The sequence below is a fragment of the Cupriavidus sp. KK10 genome (genome assembly GCF_018223725.1).
Taxonomy (GTDB): Bacteria; Pseudomonadota; Gammaproteobacteria; order Burkholderiales; family Burkholderiaceae; genus Cupriavidus; species Cupriavidus necator.
The window spans coordinates 871429-884813 of record NZ_CP073678.1 but is presented as its reverse complement, the minus strand read 5'-3'; the positions used below and the strand labels follow the sequence as shown (position 1 = coordinate 884813).

At 60.6% G+C, this 13385-nt stretch carries 9 protein-coding genes; 6 read left to right on the top strand and 3 right to left on the bottom strand.

Annotated features, from left to right (window positions below):
- The first annotated feature begins 229 nt into the window (after nucleotides 1-229).
- From KB879_RS35340 to KB879_RS35330, 3 genes are all read left to right on the top strand, one after another.
- Nucleotides 230-778: a universal stress protein gene (locus KB879_RS35340; RefSeq protein ID WP_211982430.1), complete on the top strand. Its 549-nt coding sequence runs from the start codon at nucleotides 230-232 to the stop codon at nucleotides 776-778.
- 121 nt (nucleotides 779-899) lie between these two features.
- On the top strand, nucleotides 900-1121 hold the full coding sequence (locus KB879_RS35335; protein WP_211982428.1) for a DUF2188 domain-containing protein: 222 nt from the start codon (nucleotides 900-902) through the stop codon (nucleotides 1119-1121).
- 86 nt (nucleotides 1122-1207) lie between these two features.
- Nucleotides 1208-1987: a PTS sugar transporter subunit IIA gene (locus tag KB879_RS35330; protein ID WP_249221361.1), complete on the top strand. Its 780-nt coding sequence runs from the start codon at nucleotides 1208-1210 to the stop codon at nucleotides 1985-1987.
- Nucleotides 1988-2321: 334 nt separating this feature from the next.
- On the opposite strand, the gene KB879_RS35325 is transcribed toward KB879_RS35330, so the two are convergent.
- Nucleotides 2322-3719: a replication initiation protein gene (locus tag KB879_RS35325; RefSeq protein WP_211982424.1), complete on the bottom strand. Its 1398-nt coding sequence runs from the start codon at nucleotides 3717-3719 to the stop codon at nucleotides 2322-2324.
- 1364 nt (nucleotides 3720-5083) lie between these two features.
- On the opposite strand from KB879_RS35325, the gene KB879_RS35320 reads away from it, so the two are divergent.
- Nucleotides 5084-6295, top strand: coding sequence for a ParA family protein (locus KB879_RS35320; RefSeq protein WP_013958495.1), 1212 nt, complete (start codon nucleotides 5084-5086; stop codon nucleotides 6293-6295).
- Nucleotides 6292-7263 carry a ParB/RepB/Spo0J family partition protein gene (locus tag KB879_RS35315; RefSeq protein ID WP_035817758.1) on the top strand — a complete coding sequence of 324 codons (972 nt, stop codon included), beginning with the start codon at nucleotides 6292-6294 and terminating at the stop codon, nucleotides 7261-7263. The genes KB879_RS35320 and KB879_RS35315 overlap by 4 nt, the downstream gene beginning before the upstream one ends.
- A gap of 1717 nt (nucleotides 7264-8980) precedes the next feature.
- Here the strand turns inward: KB879_RS35315 and KB879_RS35310 are convergent.
- Both KB879_RS35310 and KB879_RS35305 read right to left on the bottom strand, forming a co-directional pair.
- Nucleotides 8981-10150: a site-specific integrase gene (locus KB879_RS35310; RefSeq protein WP_211982422.1), complete on the bottom strand. Its 1170-nt coding sequence runs from the start codon at nucleotides 10148-10150 to the stop codon at nucleotides 8981-8983.
- A 980-nt stretch (nucleotides 10151-11130) separates the two neighbouring features.
- The gene (locus KB879_RS35305; RefSeq protein WP_211982420.1) at nucleotides 11131-12009 is read right to left on the bottom strand and encodes a helix-turn-helix domain-containing protein; all 879 of its coding nucleotides are present in this window, start codon (nucleotides 12007-12009) and stop codon (nucleotides 11131-11133) included.
- 4 nt (nucleotides 12010-12013) lie between these two features.
- On the opposite strand from KB879_RS35305, the gene KB879_RS35300 reads away from it, so the two are divergent.
- Entirely contained in the window at nucleotides 12014-13294 is a 1281-nt protein-coding gene (locus KB879_RS35300; protein WP_211982418.1) for an NAD(P)/FAD-dependent oxidoreductase, read from the top strand.
- Nucleotides 13295-13385: the final 91 nt, after the last annotated feature.

The window sequence follows — 13385 nt, the reverse complement described above, 5'->3', positions numbered from 1 at the left end:
TTCACACCTGAGATGACTCCAGGGCTGCCCGTTCCAATGCGCTTGCTGGTTGCCCACCGTCATCGAGCAAGGAACCGCCAGATCGGGCCGGTGCTTCTTTATCGGATCTTTATGCGCTGATGCCATTTATTGATGCAAGGTAAACGCGATCTCGCATACGCTGGTTGCATAGGACTTCCGCGCCGACAAATCTTCGCTAGCGCGGTGCCGCTACCAGTGTTGAACCACCATGATCAAGCTCCTCGTCGCTGTTGACGACTCAGATAGTTCGTTATGGGCCGTCCGGCACGCAGCGTTCCTCAATAGAGAGGGCAGCGTTTCGCAGATTGTGCTGCTCAACGTGCAAGCTCCGATTGAGCATGGAAAGGCCAGCGCCTACCACTCCCTCGCTGAGCTGCGAGAGCGAGAACGCAAGGAAGGGGAAGCCGCACTGGCACGTGCAGCCGAAATCCTTGACGATTCCGGCGTGGATTACGTGGCGCAGATCGGCATCGGCTCGCCCGCGAATACGATATTGAATGCCGCACAGGCGTGCCAATGCGACGGTATCGTGTTGGGTCTGTCAGCCTGGGCGCGGGTATTGGCCCTTGCAGGTGCCGGTACTCCGGCCAAGGTCATGCGACGCTCCCGCGTACCCGTCACGCTGGTCAATGCCCCGCACGCGCAGGTCCCATCCGAGTTCACGGTGCACCGGCCACGCACCAGTCATGCACCCCCTGCGCTTGTCGTCTATCCGTCTGCATCCTTGCCTCGATGCGTTGACAGGCTTGCCCACTGAGTGCCCCCCTCAGGGCCTGCTAGCTCGGCGCTCTCCGTGAAGGCAGCCCAAAAGCAGGTCCAGCTAACAATGCGCGATCGACGCTCGTAAGTGAAATGTGTTGGTCGGCAAAAGGAGCCCCATGTCCGCCGAACTCCAAGTCGTCCCCTACGGTAACGGATGGGATGTCATCTACGAGCGCGCGCGGAACGCAGAGTCACACCATCCTACCCGCGAGGCCGCGGTGGTGGCTGCGACCGTCCAGGCCAGGCGCGATGGCGCGATCCTCGTCACATTCGATCGCGATGGCAACGAGATCGCCCGGCACGACTACGGCACCGCTCACGCGGCATGGATAGCGTGACACGCGCCTCGATCACTCAACGGCCTATCCTCCGAACCGGGTCGGATGTCAACGACGCACCTGTCCGTGCAGGCCGTTGCGTGACAATGCATATCACCATCGATGCAAAGCACGCCGCCCCGCCGCGGCACGCCTTGATTCGGGAATGCACCGATCAGTCCTGGTCAATCCGCCTGGCCATATTGCCGGGAGGCGCACGTATGCGCCTTTCGTTGACCCTCCCGAAAGCAGCTGTCAGCGACGCCATGCTTCAAATCGTAGAGGCTGCACAAGGGGCGGTTGTGGGGCAACTTGTCGAAGTCCCAGCTGAACCGACTGATGCCTGGAGGGACTTGATGCGAGGCGGCGGGGTACAACGCCCTGATTCTGGCTGCCAAACTCGGCCTCTGGCGCAGTCGATCGGAAACCTCCTGTGCGAAGCGAATGTCGTGCTCCGACTCGACGCTCCGGACCAGCCGTCGCTGTTTCACAGCCTCGGTGCGCTTGCTGCCGAACGGTATGGACTGAGCGCCGAAGTAGTCGCCGCCGCTCTTACCGCGCGTGAAGCGTTGGGATCGACCGGCCTAGGTCAAGGTGTGGCCGTCCCCCACGGCCGCATTGCGGCGATACCGCAGGCAATAGCTTTCTACGTCCGACTCTTGAAGCCGATATCGTTCAATGCGCCAGACGGGGAGCCGGTAGGAGATCTCGTCGTCCTGCTCTTCCCGGACTGGGATATTTACACACACCTGCACATGCTGGCCAGCGTGGCCCAGAGCTTCTGCGACCGGCACTTTCGCTCATTGCTTGAGAATTGCGTCGATGCCAATTCCGTGTACACGTTGTTCTCCAGCTGCGGATCTTCGCGGAAGCCTGTCTGGCATTGAGGCTCAGGCATTTGTGAGGTTGCGGTCTGCTGCTTCTCCTGGCAAGCCAGAGGTTGCGATCCTACCGCCTACCGTGATCTGAGCGGTCTGGCTTGCTGACGCCCCTCTGACACGAGTTTTCAAACAGCCTCACCGAAGAGCGGACACTCCGTGTCTAGCCGCGAATGGGACGATTGGCTGACGTGTCGAGATCCGCCGGACATACCTCCGACTCCTGCCCGCTGAATATATGGAAGCCGAACCGGCTCCTATGCCACCCCGAAAGGAAAGAGCCGGTTCGTCATAACAGGATCTGGGGTAAAACACCATCAGCCAGGCAGGAAAGCTGCGGCCTTCAGGCGCGCAAGGAGGCCATACGCCCAAACACGAATTGGCCCAGGTACCATGCCAACTCTGAATTCGCCAGGATGATGTCTTCGGATACGGACGATGCCTCCAGCCTCATCCGCTTCAACACAAGCTTGCCCTCGCGCGAGGCCAACCATGCCCGGACAAAATCCCCTCGCGCTTTGGTATCCGCTGCCCCGAAGTGCTCGCGCCCTTGCCGCGATTCTTCATTCATGCGAGTGCGGGTCTCGTCTTCACGCGAGGCAACACTGCGCTCCACGCTGGTCTTGACGGCGATCTTCGCGGCGTCCTTCTGTTCTTCCTCGACAAGCAGCTTGGTCTGGACCTGGACCATCGTGCGCTCAGCCTCTGACATGCGCCAGTTGTCACGCAAGGCCTTCATCAAATAGCCTGCGGGACTCTTCTTGACCTGACCGCGATTGAGCTTGAAGCGCGTGTACTCGATCGCCTGCAGGATGCGATCATCATTCCATGTCTCGCGGTTCTCGGAGAGCTCGCCGAACTGCCGGGTTGAGAGGTTGAACTCTTCCTTAAGAATCTTATAGATCTGGCTGGCATCGGACAGGCTTGCCATGACAGCGTCGGCCGTGTCCTTACGCTTGAGGAGAAAGCGAATCCGGTCAACCTTCTTCGAGGAAGTGGACTCGGTCTTGGTCTCGTAGGACAGCTCGATGTCCGAGATCTCATTGATTTCGCGGACCGCAGGCTCCAGCCAGTCGCGCTTGAAGTATTTGAAGATGTTGGCATTCGCGCCCATCTTTCCCGGCCAGGTCCGCATCTCATCAAGTTTGATCCAGTCCGTACGCCCGTTGGGCACACTCGGCAAGACCTTGTCATAGATCGCACGCGCGAGACTGCGGGTAAATGCCGTTGAGATGCGAAGGCTGAGCCAATGAGACTTGCGGGGATCTCGAATATGCGGGATCAAACTGTGATGCACATCGAAACGGACGCGGCCGCGATGCATCGCCACCATGCCGATCAGCTGGACCTGGACCCAGATATCGTTCTCATCTGGCTCCCGGTCTGACGGTGTATTGGTCACGCGAACCTTGGCGTTCTGCGCCTCGTCCGCGATAGTACGCAGGTGCTTCAGGTTCCGGCTGTCATAGCGCATCAACCACTTAAAGTAGTTCAGCTCAACATCGTATTGCTCAGGAACCTCCGGCTCTTGTGCCACGATGAAATACGCGGCATCCAGGAACCGTCGTGCCGCCAATCCCATGTTGACAATTTCCGTGAAGAAATTGTTGCGCTGATAGCCAATTTCACGGTTGGCCTCGTTGATGGGCATCCCGAGGTCAAACATGTCCTCAAACAATGCCAGCGCCATTTGGCGAGGCGTCGTCCTCGCTTTGACCTCCACCGGATTGTCCGTCTCCATACGCGTCTTCCCGCTCGTTTTATTGCTCGGGCGACTCTAGCATGTGATGGTGAGGTCCTGTCAACACAACAAACCTCACCTTCATGTTGATCCGTCGGGCTGTCGGGTCAGCGTGGGTCAATGCGCACAATGAATCTCACCTGATGCACAACCAACCTCACCGATCTCCGTCACGCGAATCGTTCAAGCCTAGGACCAGTCTGGGCAAAGCGGACTTGTCCACAGGTGACGCACAATAGATCTCACCTTCGGGGTGTTTGCACAATGAGCCTCACCTTGTCGGGGAATAGACCTCACCGTCATCACACAGTAAACCGCACCTTCGCAACACACGGAACCTCACCTTTGACACAGCTAACCTCACCTTTGAAAGGTTAAGTCCTTGATCAACAAGGATTACGCAATTCTTTGTTGGTAAGTTGGGTGGTTTACTTCAAAAACATCCAACCAACATAACGCCGGCAGTCACGATGCGAACGGTGCGTGTCGGGACCCTTCGAGTTCTGCACACGTGCGTACCCATTTCTGCGTCCCGATTGATGTGATTTAACCGGGATTGCCCCGAAGCAATAGGATCGACGGACCTGTCCGACGCTACGGAGCTGGCAAGAGGATCGCTGGAAGTCCTGTAATGACCCGCGCTCAGCCTCATGGTGAGGTTCTTTGTGCATGAGATGAAGGTGAGGTTTTTTGTGCTGGCGATTGCCGAGGTTAAACCTTGCACAATGAACCTCACCGTCCGATGAAAGGGTCTGGCCGCTCAAAGGATGGTGAGGTTGATTGTGCATCGGCTGGCACGTGCACCCTCGCTCACTGACTCCCAGCCCTGAAAAGGGGTGTCATTGCGACGAGATGCTGCTCCAGCACTAGACCATGCTGCAGAGCAGCACAAATAACCTCACCATCACTGTTCTTGCCTGACGGACTTCTTTGTCTGGGCCGTGTAAAGGTGAGGTCAATTGTGCGGAAACGCCGAGCAGGTGCCCTCCCCATACCAAGCCCTGGGCAAGACTTTGGCTGGACGGGAACGAAGGTGAGTTTCATTGTGCCGGATTTCGGCGAGTTCACTTCTCCGGTTTTGCCGAACGGCACAAATGACCTCACCTTGCCGGCGCCCGAAAGGCGATGTAGCCATTGAAGGTGAGGTCATTTGTGTCACGCTTTGGGTCCGCCAATAAGTCGAGGGATCTCCCAGAGCTTATCGGGTACCTCATGTGAACCCCAAGACGTCCCAAAACTGCCTAAAGCTTAGGCAAAATCGTTGTTTTCAAAGAAACTCTTATTCAAAATCAGCGATTTATGAGCCGTTGCTCATGGATTTCCTGTATTCTGAGCTTTCTCGAATTTTCCGGATAAACCTCAGAATGGTGAAAACGAGCCAACTTCCAGCAGTCGACCGAACTGTACCGCTAGAACAGATATCTCAGTTCGCGGAAAGGGTCACCATTTTTACGGATGAACTTCGCGAGACGATTCTCGCACCGCGGCCGCGAAAAACCGCCCCGATTTTTAAGACGGGGGAGATTGCAGACCTATGCAACATCTCCCACTCGCAAGTTCAGTACCTCGCGACCAAGGGAGATGGAGAATTGCCGCCAGGAAAGGCCGCCGGTACTGGACGTACCCGGACCTTCACGCTGGAGGAGGCACGCATCTGGGTGCAGAAGGTCTCCGACATTTATCAGACGCCGCTCGTCACAGGCACGAGAGAGCCTGAAGGAAAAATCATTATCACCGCCCAGCTCAAGGGCGGCTCGGCCAAGACTACCACGACTATGTGTCTGGCTCAGGGGCTGACATTGCGTGGCCGAAAAGTCCTGGTTGTCGACCTGGATCCTCAGGCCTCGCTCTCGGAACTATGTGGTTTGTATGCCGAGAAGGATGTCACGCCGGAAGACACGGTCTTGCCCTATATCTATGATCAGCAAATCGAAGGGGGACTACAGGGAAGCATCCAGTCAACCTATTGGGATGGCCTTGACTTGATTCCAGCGCACACCGAACTGATTGGGGCAGAGTTCCATCTGCCCGCGATGCAGAAAATCAAGCCTGGCTTTCGCTTCTGGACGGTGCTGAGGGAAGGGTTGGAGCCATTGCGCAAGCACTATGACTATATCCTCATGGATACGTCTCCCTCGCTTTCCTACATGAACCTGAACGCCTTGCTTGCGGCAGACGCGATGGTCATGCCGATGGTTCCTGAGAACCTGGACTTCATCAGCTCGCTGTCTTTCTGGCGCTTGTTTTCAGACGTCTCCAAAAGCTTCATCAAGTATGAAGCCGACAAGAAATACGACTTCGTCTCGTTGTTGCTCTCCAAGGTCGATTATGGGCGCACCTCGTCGGCACCCATCGTGCGTGCCTGGGCGCAGAGCGCTTATGAGAAGTGGCTGCATTCGATCGAAGTGCCGGCGAGTTCGGTGATGAGCACTGGGGCGCTGGCATTCTCGACGGTGTTCGACGTGAGTAGCACGCATAGCGCGGCCAAGTCGCTGACCCGCGTGCGTCAGCCGATCATGGACTATTGCCGGTGGTTGGATGAGATCTACGCAGAAAAATGGAGGAGCGCGCAATGAGCAATATGCGAGAACAGCTGCTGGCTAAGACGGCGGGCATCCGCAAGACCTCGGCAATTAATCAGGACGAAGTCAAGCGTAGCGACCGAACCCAGACCGCGCCAGGCCTCACTGGGGCACTGGCCGTTGCGCAACTCCGTGTCCAGGAGTTGGAGGCAACCGGCGTCGCGTCGCAACTGGCTGTTGCCGATATTGTGCCGAACCCATGGCAGCCTCGGCGCGTGTTCAATGAACTCAAGCTGTCAGAGCTTGCAGAGTCCATTCGTGAGGTGGGGCTCATGCAGCCTATCGTGGTACGCCGCGCTGAATCCGGCTACCAGATTGTGGCAGGGGAGCGCCGCTGGCGCGCCCACAAAATGCTTGGGCTCGATACCGTCAAGGCCGTCGTCGTGGAGTGTTCTGATGCTGATATGGCGGTGCTCGCCATGGTCGAGAATATCAGCCGTGACGACCTTTCCGACTATGAAATTGCGCTGTCTGTCCGGCGGACAGAGAAGGAATTTCCGTCCCGCGTACGACTTGCGGAGGCGCTCGGCCTGTCCAAGAGCGGTCTCTATCGATTCCTTAGCTTCGCGCAGTTGCCAGATTTCGTGTTGAAGGATCTCGACCTTCAGCCGCGACTGCTTGGCGGAAGCGCGGCCGAAGCCATTGTCACAACGATTCGGAAGTATGGAGAAGCCGGCAACGATGCTGCGAAGGAGATTTGGCCGCTCGTAGCATCGGGAAAGATGGAGCAAGGTAAAGTCGCTGGCGCTATCAAAGCACTCGCAACCCGGCGCGCTTCGGCGCCAAGTTCCGCGAGTGAGCGAAGCATTGACAAGTTTTTTTCCGGCAAGGAACAGGCTGGTTCCATTACGAAGGACGTCAACGGCTTCACTGTGAAAATCAGAGCTGGGGTCCTGTCCGAGGCCCTGGAGACGCAAATCCGGCAGCTCATTAGCGAATCGTTTCACCACCAGCCCAAGTAAGTACAGCTTCAGGTAACCACGCCCGCTTCGAGCGGGCTTTTTTTTGCCCAACGCTCCGCATGGGCCACGCGCGCTGACCTTCCGAAGTTGGGACGGTCCCTGGCACGTCTTGGTGATCTTCCCAGTTTGGGGCGGTGCCAGGGGCGCGGCTCAATGATCTTCCCAAGTTGGGACGGTGCGCCGCACGCATGGCTCGCCGACCTTCCCAAGTTGGGACGGTGCCCCGCACGGTTCGCCAACTTTTCCAAGTTGGGACGGTGCCCCGCACGGCTCACCGATCTTCCCAAATAGGGACGGTGCCCCGCACGGCTCACCGATCTTCCCAAATTGGGACGGTCCGCACGGCTCGCGCCAGCCTTCCCAAATTGGGACGGTGCCCGGCGCGGTTCAATTGATCTTCCCAAGTTGGGACGGTGCCCCCCACGGCTCGCCGACCTTCCCAAATAGGGACGGTGCCCCCCACGGCTCGCCGACCTTCCCAAATAGGGACGGTGCCCCGCACGGCTCGCCGACCTTCCCAAGTTGGGACGGTGCCCCGCACGGCTCGCCAAGCTTCCCAAGTTGGGGCGGTGCCCCGCACGGCTCACCGATCTTCCCAAGTTGGGACGGTGCCCGGCATGGCTCACCGACCTTCCCAAATTGGGACGGCCCCGCACGGATGCCAGCCTTCCCAAGTTGGGACGGTGCCCCGCACGGCTCACCGATCGTCCCAAGTTGGGACGGTGTCCGGCATGGCTCGCCAATCGTCCCAAGTTGGGACGGTGCCCGTACGGTTCGCCAATCGTCCCAAGTTGGGACGGTGCCCGGCATGGCTCGCCAATCTTCCCAAGTTGGGACGGTGCCCCCCACGGCTCGCCGACCTTCCCAAATTGGGACGGTGCCCGGCGCGGCTCAATTGATCTTCCCAAGTTGGGACGGTGCCCCCACGGCTCGCCGACCTTCCCAAGTTGGGACTGTCCCCGCACGGCTCACCGACCGTCCCAAGTTGGGACGGTGCCCGGCGCGCCTCACCGACCTTCCCAAATTGGGACGGTGTCAGGCACGGCTCGCCAGCCTTCCCAAGTTGGGACGATGCCCCGCACGGCTCGCCGACCTTCCCAAGTTGGGACGGTGTCAGGCACGGCTCGCCAGCCTTCCCAAGTTGGGACGATGCCCCACACGGCTCGCCGATCTTCCCAAGTTGAGACGGTGCCCGGCACAGCTCACCAACCTTCCCAAGTTGGGACGGTGCCAGATATGCGCGCGCCGACCTTCCACGTTGATCCGCTGCTAGGCCCGCTTTACGACCACCTCAAGTTGTGATGGTCCCATCTACGGCTGCTAGTTTTCATAACCTGGGACGCTCATAGTGCGGCTCGCCGACCTTCCCATGTTGGGACGGTGCCCCGCACGGCTCACCGATCTTCCCGCGTTGGGCGACGCCGGCATTCGAGTCCGCTTGGTGCCTCCGCCGCGGAGTCCCCGGAAAATATTGGCTCGATCCAGGTGCGACGACCGGCCTCTCAACGGTATGGCAAGCGCGGACGTACCCCGGCCACATAACCGCATGCGCCAATGCTAGGTCAGCTTGACTTCGACCCAACCGCAGGGAATTTATTGCTCACCGGGCAGAGCCATAGAGTGTTCTCGCACCCGGTTCTTCACCGCCTTCCACGGCCAGCCGAAGGCAACCGCCCCACACAGCGAGAGAGCGCAGGAATGGCTGGCGTCTGACACGCTACGCGGCGCCCGGGATTTTGCCGGCCAGCGCAAAAGCTACATCTTCCAGCGCCTCGTGGGTGTACCGCCGCGTGGTGTTGATGTCGCGGTGTCGCAGGGCGCGCTGCACGTCGGTTACCGGCACGCCGGCGCGTAGCAGATGCGTGGCATGCGTATGCCGCAGCCAGTGCGTCGACGCACCTCGGAGCCTGGCCGCCTCTTCGCTGCGGTCCTCCCGCTCCAGACGGTCGGCCGCTTCCGCAAATGCTGTACGCACGATGGCATAGATTCCCTGGCGCGTACGAAGCGGCCGGCTCAGCTTTCGCTGTAGCTCAAACGGATCGACCGGCGGCACAGCGCGTTGACGCCCACCGGCGATCGCCGGGATGACTGCTGCGGTGTCGGTGGTGCTAGGCATGGGCGGCAGCCCTACCAAACGGCGAAAGCGTGCCAGTTCGTCCATCGCGTTGTCGCAGGGCACCAGTTGATCGTTGCCCCCCTTGGCTTGACGGATGCGCACGGTCCAGAACGCACGGGACCGGCCAGGATGGCGTTCGAAATCCGCCCAAGTTAGTGCAGCCACCTCGGAGGCGCGCAGCCCGGTCTGGAACAGCAGCGCAACTAGCAGGCGGTCGCGCGCCTGGTGTAGCTGCGCCCACCGCGTCGGCGCCGGGCGTGCTTCAATCGCTTCGAATACCGCTGCCATCTGTTCCAGTTCGAGGAACCTCCGCTGGGAGCCGGGCCCTGTGGCAGAGCGCTCTCGCGGCACTGGCGCGAACGGATTGATCCGCAGAGCCCCAACCCGTACCAGCCAGTCGAACAGGCTACCCACGATGACTGCGCTCTGGCGTCGCGATGCTTCGGAAAGCGGGCCGCGCAGCGGTCGCCAAGCCGCGCTGCCGCGGCGAACTCGGCCGTTGCTGACCGCGTGCGCGGGCGGGTCACGCAAGAAGGTAAGGTAGTCGCTGGCATGAGTCACCTGCCAGGTGGCCAGAGGCCGGCCCTGCGCGTCCGCATACCAAAGCAAGCGCCGCGCCTCGAGCTCGTACTGACTGCAGGTGCTGGCGCGCAGACCGAGACCCGCGGCGGCCTTGGCGTCTAGCCATGTGCGCACCAGCTCGGCGTCGGAAAGCCCGCCCGGCAATACTGGGCTAGGCAGTGCGTTCGGCGTGAGGGGCGACGTATTCATGGGAGGCTTGGGGCAGGGGTAGTCTGGGCCGCGTCAATGGCAGGGCCCGGCGACGGGGCCCGTCGGCCAGCGCATAGACCGGGGCAAAGCCAGCGCCGAGTTCTCGGCCCTGTGATCCATTATATCCAGCTAATCACTTACCATTATTCGGATAATGGTAAATAGTATTCCCGGTCGACGCCACGGCAACGCAGGCCCACGCCGCCATCCTCGACGTGGAATGACTTCCTTCCCACGACAGGGGCCGGGCAGTTCCACCTATTGCCGTGTGCTGACTTCCTAATGCATCCGTCCTGCCGCGGATGTTGAAGCGCCCACGGACGCTGGCCACGCCGCGCACGTGGATGTTGCGCGGGCCGCCCCATCTAAGATCAACGCGGCTGCGGCAGATGCCCGGTTAGCGGACGGAGACGAGGGCACAATAAGCCACTGATTCTTAACAATTTTATCCGCGCCCCCGTTCGCACCATCCGAAAATGCATAGCAAAACACAATGCCGATAATTATTGCGGTATGAGGGCGAGTTGTTGGCCAGACAGGCGGGAAGACCGTCCGCCCAACGCTGTCCCGCTTTTCACTTATCCTCGCCAGAGAATTCGGCAGGTTCCGAGCCTGTAATGTCCCGATCGTGCCGACTACCGGTGCAGTTCCGAATGATCTGTTCGGCCAGGAACTCGCAAGGCGGGTGCTTGGACTTTGCCCTGCGCGCCAGGACAAGTTCCAGCGAGGCGAGTTCATCAACGGCGATCTAAGCGAAAGACTCACCGCCTTCCGACGGCGCATGGCGGAGCTACCCGCTGAAGTGGCCGAGTTCCTCGACCGGTTAGGGCGAATTGCTGAAGCCGAACCCCAAGGTTTTTAATGCGCCCCACGCAAATTGACGACAGTGCTTCGGAGTCGGTGACAACTTTCCCTTGTTCTACGGCGGGCGGCGGCCGTTCCACGCTGACTACAACATCCTCCACCCCAGTTCGCCGTCGTCACACAAATTGCGGAGGTCCCACTTTTGCTGCGGTACACGAAAGAGCCCGGCTGTCATGTCGGGCGGACATTCCGAGTGATGTCGGCCGGCAGGCGGAATGTCGACTTCCTGGCCCCCGAGGAGGCGGCCGAAATAAGGGCCAGCGGGCCAAATGGAGCGTCCCACAGGTTCGAGCCGTCTCCGACGGCAGATAGCCAAACATGAGCCGGTAGTCCGCCGCGAACCTACCCATGTTAACAAAGCCCCAACTGGCGGCCGCAACATTGATCTCCGGCGCATCGGCCTTTCGCAACACCTTGTGTACCGATGAGAGTCGCACGGCACGCATGTATGCCTGTGGAGTAACACCTGTGACGTCCAAGAAGGCAGTCTGCAACGTCCGACGGCTGATGCGCAGCAGTTGGCAGAACTCTAGGAGGCCTGCGGGCGAACCCGGGTTCTTCATCAAGTGTTCGCGGCTGCGATTGACGATCTCGCTGTAGGTCAACCGCGTCACGTCATTGCGGCGCCGGGCCGGTTGTGCATCGATCAGCAGGCAGAAAAGGTGTTCGAGAATGCTATCGCGCAACGCCGTGCGCGCCGCCTGATGCGTTAGGGCTCCAGGATTGTCCGCGGCAGCCAATAGGCAATTGCCGATGCCGGCCGAGGCGTGCTGGCGTGCCGGCTGGCTGGTTTCGAGCAAGGGCAGGCTGGCCCACGACATACCATCGACGCCGCCAAGGTATTCGGCATACTGGGCGAAGGTCTCGTCGCGAATCACGATCCCTACATGGTCAGTCGGTCCCGCTGTCTGGACGGCCCAGTCGCCCCCTCCCTGCAAATGCCCGATGGTAGCGCCGACGGCGCGCCCCTGGAGCGTCGAACTGCTCTCGGACATGGAGATGCCGAACGTACGCCAGCCCTTCGCCTGCTGCAAGAACGGTTACCGCACGCTGGTGCTGGAAGCGCGCGATCGCCTGGGCGGCCGTACGCATACCAGCGATTTCGCCGGCCACCAGGTCGAACTGGGCGGCACCTGGATCCACTGGTCGCAACCCTTCGTCTGGTCGGAGGTGCAACGTTACAAGCTGGAAGTGGTGGAAACGCCGGATGCTCAAGTCGATCTGGCCGGCGCTGTGACCGTCGTGCTGGTGGACGGCCGGCGTGAATACCTGAAGTCGCCCGAGCAACTGGGTGCGGTCTTCGGCGCGTTCAACCAGTATTTTGCGAAGGCGGGCGAGATGTGGGAGCGCCCGTACGACGCATCCCACGGCTGGAAAGCCATCACTGGGAGCGACCGGCTTAGCGCGCAGGATGTCATCGGCGGCATGAAGCTGACCCCGGTCCAGCAGGTGGTCCTCGAATGCTACGCGGCGGGGCTAGCGCATTGCCCGCCGGAATTGGCATCGCAGGTGGATGTGAACCGCTGGTGGGCGCTACCTGGCGGCAATCTGCCGGCGCTGCGCGATGCGGCGGGGCGCTATCGCTTCAAGCACGGCACCGTCAGTCTGATCAACAAGATGGTGGCGGACGGCAAGCCGGAAATCCGCCTCGGCACGCCCGTACGTTCGGTCGAGGACCGGGGCAGCCATGTGGTCGTCACCACGGCCACCGGCGAGCGACTGAGCGCGGCCGGGGTCATCGTGGCGCTGCCGATGAATGTGCTGCCCGGCGTGCAGTTCTTCCCGCCTCTGGATGAAAAGGTGGTGGCCGCCGGGCGCGAGCGGCACGCGGGTGTGGGCATCAAACTGCTGACGAAGGTGAAGGGGCGTCTTGCGGAGGGCCGCGTGACCGCCCTGGCATCGCCTACGCACCCGCTCTCCCTGACGTCGACCTATGCCATGGCCGACGACCATACCATTCTCGTCACGTTCGGGCCTGATCCGAAGCGAATCGACTATCGCGACAAGGCCGCCGTGCAGCAGGCCCTGCGGGACTTCTTCCCCGACGCAGTGGTGGAGCAGGTTGAGTTCTACCCGTGGACCGAAGACCCCTACAGCCTCGGCACCTGGGCCAACTATCGGCCGGGCTGGTTCGGAAAATACTACGCGCACTTCCAGCAAGATCGCGGCCGCGTCATCTTCGGCCAGGGCGACCACGGGGAAGGCTGGCGCGGCTTCATCGACGGCGCGATCGGCGCCGGCTCCCGGGCGGCCGTGCGGGTCAGGACGCTGCTCGGCTGATGCATTCCTTCCCAATCCATCCAGGTAACGCCGGCATGAAACCCATCCATCCGATACAGTCAGCGCCCGCTCGGCGGGCAGTTCGGCTCGT